This is a genomic window from Thioalkalivibrio sp. ALJ2 (assembly GCF_000378325.1).
GTDB lineage: Bacteria > Pseudomonadota > Gammaproteobacteria > Ectothiorhodospirales > Ectothiorhodospiraceae > Thioalkalivibrio.
Genome location: NZ_KB899554.1, coordinates 454,194 through 476,515 on the forward strand (window position 1 = coordinate 454,194; position 22,322 = coordinate 476,515).

At 66.8% G+C, this 22,322-nt stretch carries 14 protein-coding genes and 1 tRNA gene; 5 read left to right on the forward strand and 10 right to left on the reverse strand.

The annotated features are described in order from the left end of the window. The first annotated feature begins 98 nt into the window (after nucleotides 1-98). From F468_RS0102135 to F468_RS0102150, 4 genes are read left to right on the forward strand one after another with little or no spacing between them, the layout of a single operon-like run. Nucleotides 99-1,616, forward strand: a complete 1,518-nt coding sequence (locus tag F468_RS0102135; protein WP_018994544.1) for a TolC family protein — start codon at nucleotides 99-101, stop codon at nucleotides 1,614-1,616. Then, nucleotides 1,613-3,388 carry an HlyD family efflux transporter periplasmic adaptor subunit gene (locus F468_RS0102140; RefSeq protein ID WP_018994545.1) on the forward strand — a complete coding sequence of 592 codons (1,776 nt, stop codon included), beginning with the start codon at nucleotides 1,613-1,615 and terminating at the stop codon, nucleotides 3,386-3,388. The genes F468_RS0102135 and F468_RS0102140 overlap by 4 nt, the downstream gene beginning before the upstream one ends. After that, on the forward strand, nucleotides 3,385-4,071 hold the full coding sequence (locus tag F468_RS0102145) for an ABC transporter ATP-binding protein (protein ID WP_018175234.1): 687 nt from the start codon (nucleotides 3,385-3,387) through the stop codon (nucleotides 4,069-4,071). Before F468_RS0102140 ends, F468_RS0102145 begins: the two co-directional genes overlap by 4 nt. Before the next feature lie 8 nt (nucleotides 4,072-4,079). After that, entirely contained in the window at nucleotides 4,080-5,261 is a 1,182-nt protein-coding gene (locus F468_RS0102150) for an ABC transporter permease (RefSeq protein WP_018994546.1), read from the forward strand. Here F468_RS0102150 and lnt read toward each other — a convergent pair. The 5 genes from lnt to ddaH form a co-directional block, all read right to left on the reverse strand. Continuing rightward, nucleotides 5,239-6,774 carry an apolipoprotein N-acyltransferase gene (gene lnt, locus F468_RS0102155; protein WP_018994547.1) on the reverse strand — a complete coding sequence of 512 codons (1,536 nt, stop codon included), beginning with the start codon at nucleotides 6,772-6,774 and terminating at the stop codon, nucleotides 5,239-5,241. The two genes, F468_RS0102150 and lnt, sit on opposite strands and share 23 nt — an antisense overlap. Nucleotides 6,775-6,860: 86 nt before the next feature. Further along, a complete protein-coding gene (locus F468_RS0102160) occupies nucleotides 6,861-7,265 on the reverse strand; it encodes a hypothetical protein (protein WP_026296489.1) in 405 nt (134 codons plus the stop codon). A 47-nt stretch (nucleotides 7,266-7,312) separates the two neighbouring features. Beyond that, nucleotides 7,313-7,720 carry a hypothetical protein gene (locus F468_RS0102165; protein WP_018994549.1) on the reverse strand — a complete coding sequence of 136 codons (408 nt, stop codon included), beginning with the start codon at nucleotides 7,718-7,720 and terminating at the stop codon, nucleotides 7,313-7,315. A gap of 153 nt (nucleotides 7,721-7,873) precedes the next feature. Then, nucleotides 7,874-9,421 (reverse strand): TolC family protein, encoded by a 1,548-nt coding sequence (locus F468_RS0102170; protein WP_018994550.1) that lies wholly within the window; start codon nucleotides 9,419-9,421, stop codon nucleotides 7,874-7,876. Nucleotides 9,422-9,688: 267 nt separating this feature from the next. Beyond that, nucleotides 9,689-10,690 (reverse strand): dimethylargininase, encoded by a 1,002-nt coding sequence (gene ddaH / locus F468_RS0102175; RefSeq protein WP_369773896.1) that lies wholly within the window; start codon nucleotides 10,688-10,690, stop codon nucleotides 9,689-9,691. A 62-nt stretch (nucleotides 10,691-10,752) separates the two neighbouring features. Between ddaH and F468_RS0102180 the strand changes: the two genes are divergently transcribed. Then, nucleotides 10,753-11,181, forward strand: a complete 429-nt coding sequence (locus F468_RS0102180) for a hypothetical protein (protein ID WP_018175241.1) — start codon at nucleotides 10,753-10,755, stop codon at nucleotides 11,179-11,181. 175 nt (nucleotides 11,182-11,356) lie between these two features. On the opposite strand, the gene F468_RS0102185 is transcribed toward F468_RS0102180, so the two are convergent. The 5 genes from F468_RS0102185 to F468_RS0102205 all read right to left on the reverse strand — a co-directional run bounded on the left by F468_RS0102185 (nucleotide 11,357) and on the right by F468_RS0102205 (nucleotide 22,312). Beyond that, a tRNA-Ile gene (locus F468_RS0102185) sits at nucleotides 11,357-11,433 on the reverse strand. A 106-nt stretch (nucleotides 11,434-11,539) separates the two neighbouring features. Continuing rightward, nucleotides 11,540-13,450, reverse strand: coding sequence for an RNA polymerase sigma factor RpoD (gene rpoD, locus F468_RS0102190; protein WP_018139033.1), 1,911 nt, complete (start codon nucleotides 13,448-13,450; stop codon nucleotides 11,540-11,542). Nucleotides 13,451-13,665: 215 nt separating this feature from the next. Beyond that, nucleotides 13,666-15,450 (reverse strand): DNA primase, encoded by a 1,785-nt coding sequence (gene dnaG / locus F468_RS0102195; protein ID WP_018994551.1) that lies wholly within the window; start codon nucleotides 15,448-15,450, stop codon nucleotides 13,666-13,668. Between the two features lie 434 nt (nucleotides 15,451-15,884). Next, nucleotides 15,885-20,348 (reverse strand): glutamate synthase large subunit, encoded by a 4,464-nt coding sequence (gltB, locus tag F468_RS0102200; RefSeq protein ID WP_018994552.1) that lies wholly within the window; start codon nucleotides 20,346-20,348, stop codon nucleotides 15,885-15,887. 161 nt (nucleotides 20,349-20,509) lie between these two features. After that, nucleotides 20,510-22,312 carry an SPOR domain-containing protein gene (locus tag F468_RS0102205; protein ID WP_018994553.1) on the reverse strand — a complete coding sequence of 601 codons (1,803 nt, stop codon included), beginning with the start codon at nucleotides 22,310-22,312 and terminating at the stop codon, nucleotides 20,510-20,512. Nucleotides 22,313-22,322 lie beyond the last annotated feature (10 nt).

Sequence of the window (22,322 nt, forward strand, 5' to 3'; positions counted from 1 at the left end):
GAAGCGCGTCAATCAATGCCTCTATTAGCGCCATGATCTTTTGAGTGACTGAAAACGGGACAGGGATCGAATGGGTCGTTCGGTGGGCTGTGCGGGGCTTGTTCCTGCTCAGCCCTTTGCTGTTGTTGGGCCCGGCTGTCGAGGCCGTAGCGGGCACCGATGCCTTCGAACAACAGGCGATGGAATATGCCCCGGCCCCGCTCGCGGGCAGCACCATCGAGCTTGGGCTTGCGGAGGCCGTGGCGTTGTCTCTGCGCCGGAATACGCAGCTGCAAAGCGCCTATCTCGACCGGGTCGTGGATCAGCTCAACCTGGCCGTGGCGGAGGCGCAGTTCCGGCCGCAGGGCACGATTGACCTGTCGGCGCAGCAGAGCCGATCGCCCGGCGACGATGCCGAGACGCAGCGAAGCTCGACCCTGTCACCCACCCTGGAGGCGGAACTGCCGACCGGCGGCCGGATCGGCTTTAGCTGGAACCTGGCCCAGTCGCATGGCGAGACCGGGCTGGCCGCAGCCAGCTCGCGAGTCTCCAACCTGTCGCTGGATCTCTCGCAGCCGCTGCTGCGCGGAGGCGGGCTGGCGGTTGGGCGTGCGCCACTCGAGATTGCGCGTATCCAGGAAGCGATCAGTGCGTTGAGCCTTGAAGAACAGGTTGTCACGGTGATCGAGAGCGTGATCAACGCGTACCGTTCGCTGCTGCAGGAGCAGCGGCGCCTGGAGATCGCCCGTTTGTCACTGGAGCGCACCGAGGATCAGCTGGAACGCAATCGGGCGATGGTGGAGCGCGGGCGCATGGCGCGCAATGAACTGGTACAGACCGAGGCCAGTCTGGCCAATCAGCGTTTCAATGTGAGCCAGTCAGAGGAGACTCTGGAACAGGCCGAGCTGGAGCTGCTGCGTCTGCTGAACCTCGGGCGCGACACGCGGCTGCGGCTCCTGGACACCATCGACCTCGATGAGCTGGATACCCTGCGCGTGGACGCCCCGGCGGTCGATGAAGCGCTGGATATCGCACTGCAGAATCGCCCTGACTACCTGCGCCTGCGCCTCGGGCGCGCCATCGAGGACGTCAACCGCATGCTGGCGCAGAACAATCATCTCTGGCGGCTGGACCTGGTCGCCAGTCTTGGTGCCGGTGGCGAGGGGGATTCCGCGCGCAGCGCTCTTGAGGCCACCTTGGACGAGCGTCCCGGCTACAGCGCCGGGCTGCAGATGGAGGTCCCGCTGTTCGATCCGGAGCGGCCGGTGCGCTTGCTGGAATCGGAGATCCGCCTGCAGCAAGCGCATATCCAGTTTGCCGAACGCGAGACCGAACTGCGTCTGGAGGTTGAGCGCGCGCTCAACGACCTTGATAGCCGCTGGCGCCAGATCGGCTTTGCCCGGCAATCGCTGGAGCTGGCCCGCGAGAGCCTCGAGATCGAGCGCGAAAAGCTGTCGGTGGGGCGCAGCACCTCGTTTCAGGTCAATGCCACCGAACGCAGCCTGCGGGAGGCGGAGCAGTCGTTGCTCAATGCGGTTGTGGCGTATTTGAATGCCCAGAGTGTGCTGGATCGTGTGCTGGGCACCACGCTGGACACCTGGGGCCTGGCACTCCCCGAAGCCGGAGTCATGCCATGAGTCAACAGGAACCGGTCAGTCAGCACATCCTCGATGCGATGGCCGATGGCGTCCTGGTCGTGGACGCCGCCGGGATGATTCGAACGCTCAATCCGGCTGCGGCCCGCATCCTCTCGTTGTCGCCGGAGTCCACCCTGGGGCGCAGTCTGGCCGAGGTCTTCCTTGGCGAATCCGGCTATGGCGAGTTCGTCGATGTATTGCTGGAGGCCATCTACTCCGGCGAGATGGTGCCCGATCGTGTGGTGGCGGTTGAACTGGGCGGCGAGACCCGTTCCCTCAAGCTGACCACGTCCTACCTCGACGAGGGGGCGGCCGGCGGGGAGCGGGCGGTCCTGGCCGTGTTCACGGATGTCACCGATCTCGAGGCCGCCCGGCGCAGCGAGCACGCACTGGCCGAGGAGCTGCGCGGCAAGCACCGGGAGTTGCAGGATGCCTATGTGCAGGTCGAGTCCAGCAACGAAGCCCTGCAGCATGTCTTTCGACGCACTCACCGTCTGCGTTTGGCCGCCACCGTCGCCGTGATCGGCGTGTTTGCCCTGGCCGCGTACTGGGCCATGCCCAGCCTCTCACTACCGGACTTTGGCGAGACCACGGCTTCGCGCGCTGCGCCGGATGTTGTGGATCCGGGTGTGTTCGAGGTGCAGGCGCGTTCGCTTGAATCGACGACGGGCTTTTCGGGGCGCTTCCGGCCGGGCGATGTGATTACCTTGGTCGCCCCGTTCGAATCCACCGTGCTGTCGCGCCACGTCGAGTATGGCGAACGCGTATCCGAAGGCGACGTACTGCTGGAGCTGGACCCCACCGAGGTCCGCATTCGTTACCGCCGCGCTCGCAGCGATCTGGCGGATGCCGAGGCCGAGGTGGAATCGCTGGAAGACTGGGAGCAGAGCCGGGACATGGCTTCGGCCCGGCGCAGCCTGCGCCAGGCGGAGCGCTCGCTCAACAATGACCGCCGCGAGCTGGATGACGTCGAGCATCTGTTCGAGCGTGGCATCGTGCCGGAGCGCGAGCTGCGCGCGGCCGAGGACCGAGTGCAGGAAGCCGAAGTGCGCGTCGAAGCGGCGCGCGAGGACATGGCCGAGACCCAGCGCCGCGGCGGTACGCGTCAGCTCGAGCGCGCGCGCGCCGAGGCCGAGAACGCGCGTGCTGAATACGAGCAGGTGCGTGCTCAGATGGAGGGCAAGCGGGTCATCGCGCCGGTGGACGGTATCGTGCTGGCCCCGATCGACGACGAACAGGACGGCGATCGTCGGGTCGAGTCCGGGTCGCGGGTGAACAGCGGCGAGGCCCTGCTGGCGGTGGGCGACCTGTCGTCGATGGAGATCGAGGGCAGTGTGGACGAGCTGGATATCCACGACGTGCGCGTTGGTCAGTCCGCTCGTGTGCGGATTGCACGCGGGGGCGGCGAGGAGTTTCCGGCCCGAGTGTCGTATGTCTCCTCGCAGGCACAGGAGTCGAGCGGGCGTGGCTTGCCGGTGTTTCGCCTGATCACCCGCATCGACGATCTGGACGCCGAGGCGCTGGAGCGGATTCGCGTCGGGATGTCGGCCTCGGTGGATGTGGTCACCCAGGAGGAACCCGATGCGGTTGTCATCCCGCACGCCTTTGTCGAGCGCGACGGCGACGAGTACTGGGTATGGCGCCAGCGCGACGATGGCGAGCCGGAACGGATCGCGGTCGAGCTGGGAAATTCGCGGTTTGACGGCGTACAGGTCAGTGCAGGGCTGGAGGCCGGGGATCGGTTGATCGCGCCGCCCGGTGGCGGGTCGTGAGCGCTCAGCCCCTGGTGCAGATGCGGGATGTACACCGTCGCTACCGCGTCGGGCCATCCGATGTTCACGTCCTGCGCGGGGTCGACCTGGACATCCAGCGTGGCGAGCTGGTGTCGCTGATGGGCGGGTCCGGTTCCGGCAAGTCCACGTTGATGCACATTGCCGGGCTGCTGGAACGCCCGTCGGCCGGTGACTACCACTTCGACGGCCACGATGTCTCCCGGATGACCGCCGACGACCTCGCCCGCTATCGCAATCACCAGATCGGCTTCGTGTTCCAGACCTTTCACCTGTTGCCACGCCTGACTGCGGTCGACAACGTCGGCTTGCCGCTGATGTATCAGGATGTCGGCAAGCGCGAGATGCGACGTCGTGCCCGCGCCATCCTGGAGCGAGTCGGCATGGGAGATCGCGGCGATCACCGGCCGAACGAGCTCTCCGGCGGTCAGCGTCAGCGCGTGGCGATTGCACGCGCCCTGGTGGGCAGCCCCTCGGTGGTGCTGGCCGACGAACCGACCGGGGCGCTGGATTCCCGCGTGGGGCAGGAGATCATGGATCTGTTCCTCGAGCTGAATTCCGAGGGTGTCACGCTGATCATCATCACCCACGATACTGATGTCGCGCGGCAGTGCCGGCGTCAGTTGGTCATCCGCGACGGGGTGGTCGACGAGGATGGCGCATGAGGCCCCGTGTGCTGCTGGGCGAGGCCCTGCGCAACATCGCCGCGACCAAGCAGCGATCGCTGCTGGCCCTGCTGGGGATCGTGATCGGCACGGCCTCGGTGATCGCGATGCTGAATGTCGGCACGATCATGCAGAACGCGATGCTGGAGCAGTTTCGTGCCATGGGCACGAATGTGGTCAATATCCGCGAGCGCTTTCAGCGCGAAGAGGATGGCCAAGCGGTATCGCTGACTCCGGAGCTGGCGTTTGATCTGGGGCGCGAGACCGATGGCCTGCAGCGCGTGGCGCCGTTCAGTACCGGTAGCGCCCAGCTGCAAATGGGCGCGGGCAATCACAACCTGCGCCTGACGGGCGCGACCGAATCGCTGCGCGACCTGCTGCGGGTGCGTCTCGCCCAGGGTCGCTGGATCTCGGATATCGATGGCGTCAGCCTGCAGGGGGTGTTCGGCGCCGAGGTGGCGCAGCGTTATGCGCGCGAGGCCGGGAGTCCGCTGGAGGTGGGCGAGCGGGTCCGTATCGGGGCGTACTATGTGACCGTCGCCGGGATCCTCGAACCCTACCCGCGGGGCGGGGGTGTCAGCCCGGTGTCACCGAACAGCACGGTGTTTCTGCCGCTGGAGGCCCTGCAGCGATTCGAGCCGGACGGGGACCTGGACGGCATCCTTGCACGGGTGCACAACGAGGTCGATCACAGCGCCCTGGGGCAGCAGATCATCGGGTGGTTTTCCGATCGTGTCCCGGGGCTGCGGGTCGAGGTCAACAGCGCCGAGCAACTGCTGGAGAACATGGAGGCGCAAAGCCGCATGTTTACCGTCATGCTCGGTGCGATCGGCAGCATCGCCCTGATCGTCGGAGGGGTGGGCATCATGAACATCATGCTGGTGTCGGTGACCGAGCGCCGTCGCGAGATCGGAATCCGTCTGGCCATCGGGGCACGCAATGCCGACATCCGCCGGCAGTTTCTGGTCGAGGCCGTGCTGCTGTGTCTGCTGGGCGGCGTGCTCGGCGCCGTACTGGGTACCGGCGTGGCATACGGCTTCGCACACTTCACCGGCAATGCCTTTGTGGCGGCACCCGTGGCGGTCGCGCTGGGCGTCTCCGTGTCGACCCTGACCGGGGTGGCCTTCGGCTACTACCCCGCGTTGCAGGCCTCGCGGCTGGATCCGATCATCGCGTTGCGCAGCGAGTAGGCCGCGCAAACCGCCGCCACCCCCGGTAGAGCCCGGCCAGCATCACCAGCACGGCCAGGCCCTGCAGGACACGATCGCCATGGCGCTGATAGAACGGCCGGTCCGCTACGGTGTGTACATCGATGCTTCGGGTCGTGCTTTCCCAATGCGGGGTCTCGCTTCCGGGTACGACCCGGCCGGCGGCATCGAACACGGCACCACCCCCGGTGTTGTGCAGCATGATCAACGGGCTGCGGTTTTCCAGGCTGCGTGCACGGGCGATGGCCCGGTGGGCATCGGTCGCGCGTGGGGAGCCGAACCAGGCGTGATTGCTGATGTTCACGATCAGGCCGGCCTGCCCGGCCAGATTTTCCCGCACCAGGTCAGCGAACAGGCTCTCGAAACAGATCGCCGGAGCGAGGGGTATGCCATCGGGGCCAGTCAGCGGCGCCGCCATCGATCCCGGGCTGAAGCGCGAGGCCTGCGGGAGCTGCGTGCGCAGCCAGGGGAGCTGCTTTTCAAGAGGCAGGTATTCCCCGAATGGCACAAGCTTGCGCTTGCGGTAGGTCCCGGACAGGCCAGAGTCGGGCTCGAACAGCAGGGCGACATTGTGGACGACATGATCCCCGTCGCGGCGCCGCTCGGTCCCGTTGACCAGTATGGGCACCCCGATCTCGTCGGCGAGATCGGCGAGCGCGCGATGACCCCAGGATTCCGGCGCCGCCTGCATCGTGATCGCGGCCTCGGGCCAGATCACCAGATCCAGGTCGGGGTCGGACGCATGCAGCCGTCGAGTCATCTCGATCGCGGTCTCGATGTCGTTGTCGCGGTCGGCCGCTGGCATGTCGTCGCGACGCGCATGGACCGGGATATTGGGCTGCACCAGTCCCAGGCGCGAGCTGTGCTCCGGCGCGGCCTGGTCCAGCGCGTCCAGGCGAAAGCTTCCGTATGCGAGCAGGGCGGCGAGCAGTAGCACCAGCAGCAGCGGTGCAGCCGGCGCGAGCGTACGACGGTGCAGCCCGGGCAAGATGCCGGCGGCGAGAAAGCCGAGCGCAGCCGCAAAAAACAGCAGGAGCGGGATGCCGCCGACATCGACCACTTGAGCCAGGCGTGGATGGGCGAGCAGGGCATAGCCGAAATGACCGGGAAGGATCTGCGGCGAGAACGACAGGATGACGGTCAGCAGACCCGCCGCAAGCAGGGCCTGCGCGGGTCGCTCCAGGCGCAGCGCCAGGAGCGAGGCCGTCGCGGCGAACGCGGCATACGGGAGCGCCTGGAACAGCGCAATCCCGAGCACGGTCAGACCGCCCACTGCCCACGCAAGGTCCAGCCATGCCTCCATGCCCGGTACCACCCATCCCACCGATGGCAACCAGTAGCCCAGGCCGGCGAGCAGCCCGGCTGCGGCGGCCGCCCCCGGCCTAAGCCCCTGCAGCGCGAGCCCCACCAGGCTGATGGAGAACAGAGTGAAGACCCCGGGGAGCGGCCCTTCGGCAAAACTCAGGTGAAAGAGGATCGCGGAGCCCGCCAGCAACGCACCGCGGGCGAGCGCAAACAGGGCAGTCGGCGGGGATAGGGCCGCCGCGCGGGCGGCTTCCCCGGTCGGGGAGGTCGAGCGGGTCAGCGTATGCCGAGGCGGTTCGGGCAGCCGCCACCGCTATAGCGAATTTCGGTGATCTCGACCTCTCCGGAGACCACGTGAACCTCCGAACGGTGGGAAAAGTCGAGCCGCTTGGTCTCGCTGGAACGCCAGCTTTCCCGGTCACGGGCCTCCAGCGTCATCCGTTCCCGGTGGGGGTAGTCATCGTCCATTACGGATGCGTATCCCTGCAGCTCGCTGGACTCGAGCCCGCGAAAGCCGATGCACCCGGTCGCGAAGCTTTGCGTAGCCAGTTGCACGCGATCGCCGCTGCGCAGGACATCGCCTTCGTTGGCCGAGCTTCCGCCCCCCGAGGCGGCTGCGGGCGAGGTAGCGGCGATCGAGAGCAGGGCCATGGCGACAAGAGCTTGGGTGATCTTTGGCATTCCGGATCCTGTTTCGGTGGGTTCGGTTTTGTTTTGCGCGGCCGCGGTCAGCTGACGCGCAGTCCAAGCCGGTCGGGGCAGCCGCCACCGGTATTACTGATCTCGGTGATCTCTACGGCGCCGGACAGCACACGGATCTCGGAGGTGCGAAAGTCGAAGCGCTTGGTTTCTCCTTCCCTCCAGCTCTCGCGTCCCCGTTGCTTGGTGATCGGGTCCCCTCCCCTGTAGGAGACGATCAACTGGTATCCCTGGACTTCGCTGTCGGACAGCCCGCGCAGGCCCATGCAACCCGTGGAACCGATCGCGGCCTCGACCCTTACAGAGTCCCCGGCGCGGAGCGTGTCGCCCACGCTCGCACTGGATACGCCTGAGGCCATGGCCGAGCCCGAGATGCCCGTGAGGGCGGTCACAACGCCTACCATTAGCGCGGCGCGTCGAAGCGGCTGATCAATCATGCGGGGGTGGCCTCCGTGCGGACTGTCGAGTGGAGTGGCTCAACCTAGCACAGCAAGGTTGTAATCCCCGCGGGAATGGTTAGTTCGGCGTGAGGTGGGGCGCCCCGGGGATTGCTGTACACGGGGCGTTCGGGGGAGATGTGGGAGACCGAGTCAGCTCGTCGGCTGAGGGATCGCCAGTTCCCAGCGCTCGAGCACGACACCCATGACGCGATCGAGATCGGTTCGGGCATTCTGGTAGTTGATGGCGGCATCCAGCAGGGATTGTTCCGCTTCGCGAAGATCGCGCTCTACGCTTTCCACCTCGAATCCCGAGGATCGCCCCACGCCGAGTTTTTCCTGTTCGACGGCCACGGCCTGGCGCGCAAGCTCCAGCGATTGCTCCGCCAGGCGCAACTGATCCCAGCGACTCTCGAGGGCGTTCAGGTTGCGCTGCACCTCGATGCGGATAGAGGTTCGCAGCTCTTCAGTGCTTAGGCGCGCCTGGCGCTGCTCTACACGCGCCGTACCCAGGCGCTGCTGGCGAGCGGGGCGGTCGCCCCAGGGGATGCTGAGTTGCAGGCCTACCGTATGGCCGGGCGATTCCTCGAAGCCCTGCTCGATCGCGCGCGTGGTGGAAGGGGCATCGCCCCTGACCTCGACCGAGGCGGACAGGTCCAGTTGCCAGCGGTTGGCATCCTCGGCCAGCGTTCTATCAAGCGCGGCCAGTTGCTGGGTGACCAGCGACTGGCGCAGCTCCGGGCGCTGCTCCATGGCTATATCCAGCGCCTGGTCCAGGCTGGGTGCGTCAGAATGGAGCGCCTGTACGGAGCGGATATCGATGGTGTCTTCCGGCTCGACCCTCGTCCCCGGTTCCAGTCCGATCAGGCGTACCAGTTCCAGCTCGGCCTGGTCTCGGCGCTCAAGGGTCTGCTCGCGCTGCAGTTCCTGGCGCGCCAGGCTCTCGCGCGCGGGCGCCAGGTCCGCCGCGGAAAGCCGACCGCGGTCCACCAGTTCGCTGCGGGTTTCGAGGTTCTGGCGACTGCGCTCCAGGGCCAGTTCGGCTAGCTCCACTCGCTGGTTCTCCAGAATCAGCGTGCGATAGGACTGGATCACCTGGGCGAGGGTGCTGGTGACCTGCGACTCCAGGACCAGCACGTTCCGTTCTTCATTCAGGTGTGCCCGCTCGACGGGGGCCCGCCCAATCTCCAGCCCGCCGCCGCGCAGTAGCGGTTGCCTGATGTCCAGCGTGACCTCGGACGTGCTGTCCTCCGTCCCATCGGGTGCGCTGGATTGCAGCACCCGCTCCACTCGCCAGTTCAGGCTGGCCTGTGCGCCTGTTGGGAGCGCCATGCTGGCTCCCGGAGCCACGCTGGCGGTCCGCGTGCGTGTGCCGTTCAAGCCGGCCGAGCGGTCTCCCCGCGCCTCGAGCGATACCGAGCTGCGGGGCTGGAACGTGCGTTCGGCCAGATCCAGGTTGGCCCGATCGAGCACGCGGCCTAGATACGCGCTGCGCAGCGACGCATTGCGAGCGATGGCCAGTTGCAGTGCATCGCGCAGCGTGAGCCTCAGTGGCCCGTCCGCCGGCTGATCGCCGGAGCCGACTATGGGGGCGGGCCCTGCGACGCCGTTGCCGGATTCCGCAGGCAGGCTGCTCGCCCCGGCGGCCGTAGCCAGGAAAAGCAGGCAGCCGAAGAATACAGGGTGCTTGAGCAGGCGCATGGAGGCGGCGGAGGTCGCTCTCTCGGTCGGCAGGTGAGTTTCCGGCGACCGCCCGCAAACCGTGCGCGCCATCACATACCGGCAGTATCCCAACCTTGCCGCAACCCCGTAAAGGCAGGGCAGGTTGCGCCATGATGGGTATCCAAAGGAAAGCCGCCGCAAACCGCCCGAATCGGCGCGGGTCGGCCACTTCGGCGCCATCGACAGTCGCCCGCCTGTCGCGACGGTGTCTGCTCGAACAGCCAGGTCAAGGAACGAGAGTCTTGATTATCGGCCTTGCAGCCTTCCTTTCAGGTCCAGCGTCAGGCACTTCATGCCGCCACCGGATTTCTGAAATTCGTCGATCGCCACCAGGTGCACCTCCATGCCGTGCTGCCGGTAGCGTTCGGCGAGTCCCGTGGCCCGGTCGCTGAGGACGATTCGCTCGCCATCGCTGACCGCATTGAGGCCGTAGGCCAGCGCATCGGCCTCGTTCGCCTCGATCACATTGGGCACCCGATGCCGTACCGCCTCCAGGCTCTCGTGGGTAAAGGCGGGCGGGTAGAGCGCAACGGTTTGGTGATCGACCACCGTGAAAGCCGTGTCGAGGTGGTAGAAGCGGGCATCGGTTAGCTGAAGGCTGACCACTTCCAGGTCCAGAAACGACGCGAGCTCGGCATGCGCCGCCTGATCGCTGCGCCAGGGGTAGCCGGCGAAGAGCGTATCGTTCCAGATCAGCGCGTCGCCTTCGCCCTCGAAATCGTGGCGGGGCTGGTAGAGCACCGTGAACCCCTGCTCGCGCAGCCAGCTTTCGAACCACCAGGTCTCGCCCTGACGTTCTGGATGCCGAAAGGTGGGCAGCGCCACCTTGTCACCCACGACGAGCGCGCCGTTGGCCGTGAAGACCATATCCGGAAACCCCTCGACGGGCGGGATCAGATGGACCTCCCAGCCAAGGGTCTCCGTATACAGTTGATAAAGCGCCTCCCATTGCCGGGCCGCTGCGTCCGGGCACACGGGGCACTCAAGGTCCATCCAGGGGTTGATCTCATAGTGGATGGCGAAGTGTTCCGGTCGGCACATCAAAACGGATTTCGCCATCGTGGTGCTCCACTGGTGACCGGGATCGGTACGAACACGCTTTTGACTTGAAACGTGCCAGCAAGGGTGCGTCCCTTCAAGTCCCTTCGTCGAGGTGCGTGAGCGGGCGCGCAGGGTTGGGTAGAGGCCGGCCCAGCATGGCTGCGCATCCCCCACAGTGGATAGCTGCATAGCTGGCGGGGGCGTCATGGAAATCTCGCAGGCGGTCTCGTACTCTGGCCCGCCATCTGCCTAACCCCGCTGGAGACATCGTGGTCAACATCCTGAATCCGTACGCCGACGATCAGCCCGAGCCGAAGCACATCCTCTTGCGTGCTCGCAGTGGCGAGGCGGTTTCGGCCAACTTCACCCTGCAGGATCGGCGGGGCCGGGAGAGCGCGGCGGAATACCTGTTCCATCTCTATTCCACCATCAAGCAGAAGCTCGGCGAGCCGGTCCTGGATACTGCGGCTCCATCACCGGACGACCAGGCCGCCATGCAGCGCCTGATCCTGTACTCGGCCGGCGCACACGACACCATGTTCGGTACCTTTAATGCCTCCAACACCTCCTCGGAGATGCCGGAGGAGGAGCGCAACGAGTTCGTGGAGATCTTCCTGCTGGCTTGCGCCACGGTGATCGAGGGCCAACGGATCACCGTTGACCTGCAGCGCGGCCTCGTCACCGCAGAGGCGGCCTGAGCGCAACGGCCCCGGAATGCCCCCGTGCTGCAAGCAAGGGTTCGAGTGGCGGTCCCGGTTGGGTAGAAGCCGGCCGCGTAGCGGCGCGAAGCCTGTCCTCGCGAGGCCGGAACGGCGTGCGCCGGCAGGCACGCGACTGGAATAGTCCGACCTGCCCAGCAGGAGCGCAAGCGAGTGGTGGGCCCGGTCGGACTCGAACCGACGACCAAGGGATTATGAGTCCCCTGCTCTAACCAACTGAGCTACAGGCCCGTAATCGGGGAGGGTACAAACGACTGCGGCGCCATTCTACCCGGAAAGGGAGAGATGGCGCCGCATCGGCAGGGCACAGGCTCCGGCCGTGCGGCCGGGACGCCGGTTACTCGGCGTCGGTGTAGGTGCGCAGCAGTTCGGCGCGGGTCGGGTGGCGCAGCTTGCGCAGGGCCTTGGCCTCGATCTGGCGGATGCGCTCGCGGGTGACGTCGAACTGCTTGCCGACTTCCTCGAGGGTGTGGTCGGTGTTCATGTCGATGCCGAAGCGCATGCGCAGGACCTTGGCTTCGCGCGGGGTCAGCGTGGACAGGATCTCGCGGGTGGCCTCGGACAGGCTCTCGCGCGCGGCGGAGTCTGACGGCGAGGCGACCTTTTCGTCTTCGATGAAGTCGCCCAGGTGGGAGTCTTCGTCGTCGCCGATCGGGGTCTCCATGGAGATCGGTTCCTTGGAGATCTTGAGCACCTTGCGGATTTTGTCCTCGGGCATCTCCATGCGCTCGGCCAGCTCTTCCGGCGTGGCCTCGCGGCCCATCTCCTGCAGCATCTGGCGGGAGACGCGGTTGAGCTTGTTGATGGTCTCGATCATGTGCACCGGGATGCGGATGGTCCGGGCCTGGTCCGCGATGGAGCGGGTGATGGCCTGTCGGATCCACCAGGTGGCGTAGGTCGAGAACTTGTAGCCGCGACGGTATTCGAACTTGTCCACCGCCTTCATCAGGCCGATGTTGCCTTCCTGAATCAGGTCGAGGAACTGAAGGCCGCGATTGGTGTACTTTTTGGCGATGGAGATCACCAGGCGCAGGTTGGCCTCGACCATCTCCTTCTTCGCGCGGCGAGCTTTGGCCTCGCCGATGGACATGCGGCGATTGATCTCCTTGATCTCGGAGATGTTCAGGCTGGCTTCGTGTTCGGTCTCGGCGAGCTTTTTCTGCAGGCGCACGATCTCTTCCTCGTGCTCGGCGAGGGCGGTGGTGTACTTGCCCTTGGCCTTGCAGGCCTCCTTGATCCAGCCGAGGTTGGTCTCGTTCTTCGGGAAGCTGTCGATGAACGCCTTGCGCGGCATCTGCGCCTGGTTTACGGCCAGTTCCATGATGCGGCGTTCATGGCGGCGGATCTGGTCGATGCTGCCATGCAGCTGGCTGGTCAGCTGGTCGACCATGCGCGGGACCAGCTTGAACTCCATGAAGTACTTGGCGGTGGCCTCGCGCGCGACGGCGTAGGCCTCGCGGTTGCCCTTCTCGAAGGCCTTGTGGGCCTTGGCGTGCAGCTTGCGCAGCTTCTCGAAGCGTTCGCGGGCCTCTTCCGGGTCGGGGCCGGTGTCGACCGGTTCGGCGGCCTCGTCGTCTTCCTCGGCGTCCTCCACCTCGTCGACGATGGCGTCCAGCTCGGCGCTGGCCTGTTGTTCGGCGGCGGCCGCGGCCGCCGCCTTCTGCTCGTCCTGGGCCTTCTGCGACTGTTCCGGCGTCACCAGGCCACGGGCCACGGCCTCGCCGTTGGCGTGGTCGTTCGGGTCGATGAAGGAGACCACCAGATCGGTCAGGCGGCCGTTGTTCGCGACAATCTGATCGTACTCGTGGATCAGCCGCTCGATCGCGCCCGGGTGATGGGCGAGCGCGAACAGGACCTGCATCAGGCCCTCTTCGATGCGCTTGGCGATGCGGATCTCGCCTTCTCGGGTCAGCAGCTCGACCGTGCCCATCTCGCGCATGTACATGCGCACAGGGTCGGTGGTGCGACCGAAATCGGAATCGGCCGAGGCGAGCGCGGCCACGGCGTCCTCGGCGTCTTCGTCGGCAGAGACGGAGCCATCGGACAGCAGCAGGCTGTCGGCGTCCGGGGCCTGCTCGTGCACCGCGATGCCCATGTCGTTGATCATCGCAATGATGTCTTCGACCTGGTCGGAGTCGATGATCGAGTCGGGCAGGTGGTCGTTGACCTCGGTATACGTGAGGTATCCCTGCTCCTTGCCCTTGGCAATCAGTTCCTTGAGCTGGGATTGTTGCTCTTCACGATTCATTACGGTCGTACTCCGAGGTGCCTGGGTCGCTGAATGGGTCGGATCATTCCGGGTCGCAGAAAAATCAATCCTACATTGTAGCAGAAGATTCTTATATTGCCGGGATTCTCCCGCCAAACCCTCTTCCGGGTCGCGGAAATCCCGGTAAGTACTCTGGGGGCGGAGTTTTCAATTTCAATCGCTTACGGCCTCTGGGCCGCGTGCTACGGGGGAATCTAACCGGGGTTTCTCTTCTGCAGTAGTGCACTAAGACGCGCGAGCTCCTCGCGTTGTTCCGTAGTGAGCCCGCCGTCTGCGCGAGTGAGTTCACGAATCCGCGTGCGTGCCTGCTGGAGCAGGAGCTGGCGGGCACAGTCCATGGCCACCTGTTGGGTCACCTTCGGGTCGCCATCGCCAAGTTCCCGGGCGGCCAGGGCCTGCAGGCGGTTGAAGTGGCGATCGTCGCGGAATCTTTCCAGCAGATGGGCGCTGCTACAGCCGGGACGCTCTTGCAGGGCTCCCAGCAGCTTGCCCAGCGTTTGCGCGGCGGTGCCGGGGAAGGCCGTGAGGTCGGCCAGTTCGGACTGGGACCACTCGAGCTCGGGGTGCTGCAGGATGCGCGCAAGCAGCGCCCCCCAAAGGGCGGAGGGTGTCTCCTGCGCCGCGCCCGCCGGCTCGGCGGATGGGGCATCGGGGATGTCCGCCGGTGCGGAGACGGGGCCCGTCGCGCGGGCGTTCCCGTCTTCGGCCTCGCGCAGTTGCTCGCCCAGCCGCTCCGGGCTCAGGTGGGTCTCCTGGGCGACACGCTCGACCAGCTGGTCGCGGAACAGCGGGTCACGGGTGGTGGAGACCAGTTTCATCGCGGCATGCGCGAAGCGGGTGCGGCCCTCGGCGGTTTCGGTCGGGTGTTCCTCGCGCAACAGCCGCACAAGCGTCTCGGACAGGGGCAGGGCGCCGGTGAGGCGTTCCTCCCAGCCGGCGAGGCCGTCGCGCAGCACCAGGCTGTCGGGGTCGTCGCCCTCGGGCAGGAACAGCACGCGCACCTCGCGCAGGCCCTGGATCGCGGGCAGGGCCTCGGCCAGCGAGCGCCAGGCCGCGCGGCGCCCGGCGGCGTCGCCGTCGAAGCACAGGGTGATGCGCGAGACCTGGCGGAACAGGCTGTCCAGGTGGGCGCGGGTCAGGGCGGTGCCCATGCAGGCCACCGCGCGGCGAAAGCCGGCGCGCGCCAGCCCGACCACGTCCATGTAGCCCTCGACCACCACGATGTCATCCAGCCGGGTGCCGGCCTTGCGCGCCTCGAACAGGCCGTAGATGGTCTGTCCCTTGTGGAAGACCTCGCTCTCCGGGCTGTTCAGGTACTTCGGCTCGCCGTCCTCGATCAGGCGCCCGCCGAAGCCGGTGATGCGCCCGCGCCGGTCGCGGATCGGAAACATGATGCGTGCGCGGAAGCGCTCGCGGATGCCGCCGTCGTCGCGCCGCGCGGCCAGGCCGGCTTCCACCAGCTGTTGCGGGGTGAAGCGTGGCTTGAGTGCCTCGATCAGGCCCGAGGGCGGGGCCCAGCCGATCTGGTAGTCGCGGGCGGTGGTGCCGTCGATGCCGCGGTTTTTCAGGTATTCGACTGCCTTCGGCGTCTGGCGCAGCTGCTGCACGTAGTAGTCGGCGGCCGCGTTCAGGGCCTCGTACAGCGGCGCGTGGGACTCGCGCTTGTCGTCCGCTCCGGCCTCGCGAGGGACCTCCAGTCCGGCCTGCTCGGCCAGTTGCTCGACCGCCTCGGGGAAGCTCAGATTCTCGTACTCCATCAGGAAGCTGATGGCCGTGCCGTGCGCCCCGCAGCCGAAGCAGTGGTAGAACTGCTTTTGCGGAGAGACGTAGAACGACGGCGTCTTCTCGCCGTGGAACGGGCAGCAGGCGGCGAACTCGCGCCCGGCCTTCTTCAGGCTCACGCGGCGCTGGATCACCTCGACGATATCGCTACGTTCGAGCAACTCGTCGATGAATGCCTGGGGGATGAGACCTGCCATGGTTTCGCCGGCTATTCCTCGGGGGTGTGCTCGTCGTCAGGTTCGCATGATAGCCCAGGGTCGGGGCGCAACACGTCATTGCGGGACGCCGCAGCCGATGCGGCGAGCCCCGGTGGTCTCCGGGGCGGACGCCGGGGTTGCCCGTGGAGATCGCCACGTCGCTTCGCTCCTCGCGATGGCGCTACTTTCTACCTCCCCGTCCTTGCGAGGAGCCTTGGGTGACGAAGCAATCGCTATCCGTCAGCCTCCGGTCGCGCGATGGTGTCCGGGTGCTGCCAGGTCATTGCGAGCGCAGCGAAGCAATCTCCAGGAACTGCCACCAGAACACAGTATCAAGCGATTGCTTCGCTGCGCTCGCAATGACGGGTTTTGGGGCACTGCAAACAAAACGGGCCCCGTCAGGGGCCCGTTTGAACGTTCCGCCGGGTGGTGGGTCAGGCGGCCTGGCGCAGGTTGGCCAGCAGGCCCCGGAGTTCGGAGGCCTTGGGCTTCACAAGCCAGAACGAGCCCTGGTAGTGGTCGAACTGCTCGAGGATTTCGCGGCCCCAGGCGCTGTCGGTCTCGTGCACGAATTCCGTGATGAGCTCCTCCAGGTAGTTGCGGTGGGCCTCCATGTCCTCGGTATCGAGGCGGTGCAGGTCGATCAGCTCGTTGTTGATGCGGTCCGGGAAGTCGTTCTCCCGGTCCAGCACGAACGCGAAGCCGCCGGTCATGCCCGCGCCGAAGTTGATGCCGGTGTTGCCCAGCACCACCATCACGCCGCCGGTCATGTACTCGCAGCCGTGGTCGCCGATGCCTTCCACCACGGCGATCGCGCCGGAGTTGCGCACGCCGAAGCGTTCGCCGCACTGGCCGGCGGCGAACAGCTTGCCGCCGGTTGCGCCATACAGGCAGGTATTGCCCATGATGGTGGTGTCCTGGCTGGCGAAGCCCGAGCCTTCCGGCGGACGGATCACCAGCTTGCCCCCGGTCATGCCCTTGCCGACGTAGTCGTTGGCATCGCCTTCCAGGTACAGGTACAGGCCGCCGGCGTTCCAGACGCCGAAGCTCTGCCCGGCCGTGCCCTTCATGCGCACGGTGATCGGGGCATCGGACATGCCCTGGTTGCCGTGGCGCTTGGCGATCTCGCCGGACAGGCGCGCGCCGATCGAGCGGTCGGTGTTGGCAACGTCGAAGCGGTATTCGCCACCGGCCTTGTTCTCGATCGCCTCGAGCATCTCGGCGACCATCTTTTCGGCCAGCTCGCCCTTGTCGAACGGCTCGTTCTTCGGCTCCTTGCAGAAGCGCGGCTTGTCGTCGAGGTCGCCGCTGGCCAGCAGGCCGTTCAGGTCCAGGTGCTGCTGCTTCGGCGTCTCACCCGGCAGGATCTCCAGCAGATCGGTACGGCCGATCAGATCCGTCAGGCTGCGCACGCCCAGTTTCGCCATCCATTCGCGGGTCTCGCGGGCGACGAACTGGAAGTAGTGCATGACCATCTCGGGCAGGCCGATGAAGTGGTTCATGCGCAGCACCTTGTCCTGCGTGGCGACACCCGTTGCACAGTTGTTCAGGTGGCAGATGCGCAGGTACTTGCAGCCCAGCGCGACCATCGGGCCGGTGCCGAAACCGAAGCTCTCCGCACCCAGGATGGCCGCCTTGATCACGTCGAGGCCGGTCTTCAGGCCGCCGTCGGTCTGCAGGCGCACCTTGTCGCGCAGGTCGTTGCCGCGCAGGGTCGCGTGGGTCTCGGTCAGGCCCAGCTCCCACGGGGTGCCGGCGTACTTCACCGAGGTCAGCGGGCTGGCACCGGTGCCGCCGTCATAACCCGAGATGGTGATCAGGTCGGCGTAGGCCTTGGCCACGCCGGCGGCGATCGTGCCGACCCCGGCCTCGGAGACCAGCTTCACCGAGACCAGCGCATCCGGATTGACCTGCTTGAGGTCGAAGATCAGCTGCGCGAGGTCCTCGATGGAGTAGATGTCGTGGTGCGGTGGCGGCGAGATCAGGGCCACGCCCGGATTCGAGTAGCGCAGCTCCGCGATCATCTTGTTGACCTTGTGGCCCGGCAGCTGACCGCCCTCGCCGGGCTTCGCGCCCTGGGCGACCTTGATCTGCAGCACCTCGGCGTTGACCAGGTAGTGCGGGGTTACGCCGAAGCGGCCGGAGGCCACCTGCTTGATCTTGGACATGCGCTCGGTGCCGTAGCGGGAGACGGCCTCGCCGCCCTCGCCGGAGTTGGAGCGCCCGCCCAGGCGGTTCATCGCGGTCGCCAGGGCCTCGTGGGCCTCCGGCGACAGCGCGCCCAGGCTCATGCCGGCGGAGTCGAAGCGCGGCAGGATCTCGGCCTCGGACTCGACCTCGTCTACATCAATCGGCTCGATGTCATCGCGGACCTTCAGCAGGTCGCGCAGCACGGTCACCGGGCGCTCGTTCACCAGTGCGGCGTACTCCTGGTACACGCCGTAGTCGCCGGACTGCACCGCACGGTGCAGGGTCTGGATCACGTCCGGGTTGTAGGCGTGGTACTCGCCGCCGTGGACGTACTTCAGCAGGCCGCCCTGGCCGGCGCTCTTGCGCGGGTTCCAGGCCCGCTTGGACAGCGTCTCCAGGTCCGCCTCGATATCGGCGAAACGGGTGCCCTTGATACGGCTGGTAGTGCCGGTGAAACAGGTGTCCACGACCTCGTCGGCCAGGCCGACGATCTCGAACAGCTGCGCGCCGCGGTAACTGGCGATGGTGGAGATGCCCATCTTCGACAGGATCTTGAACAGGCCCTTGTTGATGCCACGGCGGTAGTTCTGCGCCAGGGTCAGCGGGTCCGCGTTCGGGATCTCGCCGGACTCGCACATGCCGTGCAGCGCGGAGTAGGCCAGGTAGGGGTAGATCGCGGTGGCGCCATAGCCCAGCAGGACCGCGAAGTGGTGCGGGTCGCGCACGGTGGCGGTCTCGGCGACGATGTTGGCGTCGGTGCGCAGCTTGGCGCGGATCAGGGCGTGATGCACCGCGCCCACGGCCAGCGCGGCCGGGATCGGGCGGCGTTCCGGGTCGATGCCGCGGTCCGATAGCACCAGCACCACAGCACCGCCGCGCACGGCCTCCACCGCGTTGTCGGTCAGGGCCTTCACGGCGTCTTCCAGGGAGCCGGCATGGACGTCGTAGTTCAGGTCCATGCGCTCGACGCGGAAGGCGTCTTCGGTCTGGTTGCACAGTTCGCGGAACTTGGCCTCGGACAGCACCGGGGAGTCGGATACCAGGCGGTGGGCGTGGTCCGGGGTCTCCTCGAACAGGTTCTGCTCGCGGCCGAAGCAGGTCTCCAGCGACATCACGATGCTCTCGCGCAGCGGGTCGATCGCCGGGTTGGTGACCTGGGCGAACTGCTGGCGGAAGTAGTCGAACAGCGAGCGGGTGTGGCTGGAGAGCACGGCGAACGGGGTGTCGTCACCCATCGAACCCACGGCCTCCTGGCCGGCCTCGGCCAGCACGCGCAGGATCTGGTCGCGCTCCTCGAAGGTCACGTCGAACAGCTTCTCGTAGGTCTCCAGGCGCTCGGCCGGCATCGGCTCGCCGGAGAACAGCTGGTTGTCGTCCAGCTGGCTCTTCAGGTGCTTCACGTGGGCGCGCAGCCACTGGCGGTAGGGCTGGCGCGTGCGGTTGATGCGGTCGACGTCCTCGGGCTGCAGCAGCTCGCCGGACTCGGTATCCACGGCCAGCATCTGCCCGGGCTTCAGGCGGCCCTTGGCGACCACGTCCTCCGGGGCGTAGTCGTACACGCCGATCTCGGAGGCCAGGGTGATGTGGCGGTCCTTGGTGATCACGTAGCGCGCCGGGCGCAGGCCGTTGCGGTCCAGGGTGCAGGCGGCGTAGCGGCCGTCGGTCAGCACGATCCCGGCCGGGCCGTCCCAGGGCTCCATGTGCATGGAGTTGTATTCGTAAAAGGCGCGCAGGTCGGAGTCCATGTGCGCGACGTTCTGCCACGCCGGCGGCACTAGCAGGCGCATCGCGCGGAACAGATCCATACCGCCTGCCAGCAGGACCTCGAGCATGTTGTCCAGGCTCTGCGAGTCGGAGCCTTCCAGGTTGACCAGCGGCTCCAGCTCGGCCAGTTCCGGCAGGTTCTCGGTGGCGAACTTGTGCTGGCGCGCAACCGCCCAGTTGCGGTTGCCCTGCACGGTGTTGATCTCGCCGTTGTGGGCGAGGAAGCGGAACGGCTGCGCCAGGCCCCACTGCGGGAAGGTGTTGGTGGAGAAGCGCTGGTGGAACACGCAGATCGCGGTCTCCAGCTCCGGGCGCTGCAGGTCGCGGTAGAACACCGGCAGGTTCTCCGGCATCACCAGACCCTTGTAGGAGACCACGCGCGCGGACAGGCTCGGCACGTAGAACACCGGGTCGTCGCCCATTGCGATCTCGGCGCGGCGGCGCACTACGAACAGCGCGCGCTCGAAGGCGTCGCCGTCCATGTCGGCCGGGGCGTTGATGAACACCTGCAGGATGTGCGGCTGGCTCTTCAGGGCCTCGGCGCCACAGGCGTCTTCCGGGTTGATCGGGACCTCGCGCCAGCCGGCAAGCTTCAGCGGGCCGTGCTCGATCGCACCCTCCACGGCGGCGCGTGTCTCGGCGATCTTGTCCGGGTTGATGAACACAATACCGGCGGCGAAGCGCTCGGCCAGTTCGATGTTCGACTCCGAGGCCAGGGTGCGCAGGAAGGCTTCGGGGGTCTTCATCAGCAGCCCGCAACCGTCGCCGGTCTTGCCGTCCGCGGCGATCGCGCCGCGGTGGGTCATCCGTTCCAGGGCCTTGATCGCGGTGTCCACCACCCAGTGGCTGGCTACGCCGTCCATGTGCGCAATCAGGCCGAAGCCGCAGTTGTCGCGCTCGAATTCGGGGCGGTAGAGGGTGCCGTTCAGTTGGTTCTGTCGCATCGGTGAACTCCGGTCACGGCGCGCGAAAGGCGGGCCGTCGGGCTGGAAAAGAACACGAAAAAAGGCGCAGGAATATAGCCGAACCGTCATTCTCCCGGCAAACCGGGGCCGGTCAAGTAGGCACGGGGAGGTGCGGGTTGGCGGGTGCCGAGGCGGCGAGTCTACTCGCGTGCCACGCCTTGTACGGAGCCGATGGAGCGGATCCAGGGGCCTTCGTTGCGTACCGCCTCGGGCAGGTCGGACGCCGCGCCTTCGGCGGCCTCGCGACTGGTAAACGATCCAGCCAGCACGACCACAAAGTCGCGATTGTTCACTCGCGTGGGGATGTAGCGGATGCCGCCAAGGTTGTGGCGATCGGCATAGCCACGGGCAGTGGACATGTCCGGAGCCGCAATCAACTGGATGGTGAGCGCATCGGAGGACTGGTTGCCGAGCCACTCCAGATCGCCGCGCAGGCGCTCGCTGTCACCATCCTCGTCGGCCAGGGCCTCGGTCGTCGTCTCCGGTTCCGGTTCCGGTTCCGGTTCCGGCTCTGGTGCTGGTTCGGGTTCGGGTTCGGGTTCCGGTTCGGGCTCCGGAGCGGGTTCTGGCTCGGGCTGTGGCTCAGGTTCAGCGGCGGGTTCGGCCTCGATGCCGGCAATCGGATCGCCGCTCGGGCGTTCCTGGCCGGGCAGGGGTTCGATTCCCGGGCTGGTCAGCGTGTCGTCCGCATGCTCCAGCGGGTCGGGCGCGACCAGGTCGTCCTGCTCGGGGGATGCCGGGGGGCGGGTTTCGGGCAGCGGGAGTTCGACGACCTCCTGTTCCGCCTCGGTTTCGCCACCGTCCATCAACTGCAGAGCGACGGGTGCGGCGATACCGATCGCGACCGTGGCGGCAACCGCTGGCACGAACCAGCGCTGATTCCAGAAGGGCGCGGTGCGCTTTTCCTCCGGGGGTTCGTCGAGTTCGTGGTCGGGCTCCGGCGGCCAGTCCGGTTCGTCATCGGCATCCGAGTGCGCGAGGGCCTCGGCGGCCGGAGTGAATTCGTCCTCTTCGCGCTGGGCACGAAGCACGGGCTCGGCGTCGGTTTCGCGGTCGAGGCCGGCGTCGGAGTCGATGGTGACGCCGGCGGCCTCGGGTGTCGTGGGTGACGGCTCCTCTTCGCGCTCGGCCTCGTCACCCAGCGCGATGCCGGGCGCTGTGGTGCCGGTCGCGCTGGCGGCATGGCGTTCGCTGCGGCAGTGGCGCTCCAGGACCTGGTTGGCCTCGCGGTTCAGGTTGCCCGGCAGGCCCTGGCTGGTGGTCTGCAGATGATGGATCGTGTCCTGGTCGAGCAGGCGTTCCGGGTCGTCGAGGCCCGCCGCTTGCAGTCGGTGGCGCAGATAGGCGGCCGTTTGCTCGAGGTTGAAGGCGCGCAGGTTGACGCGCGTGACCTGGTCCTCGTCGGAGGGGTCCGGGAGGTACAGGCGGCGGCGGAGCAGGCCGCCGGAGCCCACCAGCACGATGCGCGGGGCGCGGCCCTGGGACTCGAGCACCTCGCTGCGCATGCGCATCAGGTTGTTCACGATGTCGGTGCCGACGAGGTGGGCATCGTCCATCGCGATCACCGGGTCGCGGCCGACGGCTACGCGCTCGGCCAGTAGCTCGGTCAGCGGGCGGTCGGGGTCATCGGCGTTGTGCGAGCGCAGGTAGTTGCGAATGGTGTTGTCCACCGATTCGAACTGGGTGTTGATGCGGGCGCGAAAGGCGATCAGCTCGAAGGGCTCGGGCAGCATGGCCAGCAGGCGCATCAACTGCAGGCTGCGCCCGGAGCCGTTCTCGCCGGTCATGATCACGATGGCGCCCGGGGCATCGAGGGCGGCGCGCGCCGACTCCAGCAGCCCGTCCAGCAACGGGTCGCTGTAGATGAAGTGTTCATCCGGGGTCTCGTCGAACGGCGCCGTGTGCAGGCCGAGCTGTTTCAGGCATTGGTCGGAGAGCGCCATGGGTCTCAGT

Bases quoted from the DNA above. Each gene is read 5' to 3' on its own strand.
- ddaH (WP_369773896.1), bottom strand. From the start codon at position 10,690: ATGACGCCCCCGCCAGCTATGCAGCTATCCACTGTGGGGGATGCGCAG.
- F468_RS0102140 (WP_018994545.1), top strand. From the start codon at position 1,613: ATGAGTCAACAGGAACCGGTCAGTCAGCACATCCTCGATGCGATGGCC.
- F468_RS0102205 (WP_018994553.1), bottom strand. From the start codon at position 22,312: ATGGCGCTCTCCGACCAATGCCTGAAACAGCTCGGCCTGCACACGGCG.
- F468_RS0102165 (WP_018994549.1), bottom strand. From the start codon at position 7,720: ATGATTGATCAGCCGCTTCGACGCGCCGCGCTAATGGTAGGCGTTGTG.
- rpoD (WP_018139033.1), bottom strand. From the start codon at position 13,450: ATGAATCGTGAAGAGCAACAATCCCAGCTCAAGGAACTGATTGCCAAG.
- gltB (WP_018994552.1), bottom strand. From the start codon at position 20,348: ATGCGACAGAACCAACTGAACGGCACCCTCTACCGCCCCGAATTCGAG.
- F468_RS0102170 (WP_018994550.1), bottom strand. From the start codon at position 9,421: ATGCGCCTGCTCAAGCACCCTGTATTCTTCGGCTGCCTGCTTTTCCTG.
- dnaG (WP_018994551.1), bottom strand. From the start codon at position 15,450: ATGGCAGGTCTCATCCCCCAGGCATTCATCGACGAGTTGCTCGAACGT.
- F468_RS0102160 (WP_026296489.1), bottom strand. From the start codon at position 7,265: ATGCCAAAGATCACCCAAGCTCTTGTCGCCATGGCCCTGCTCTCGATC.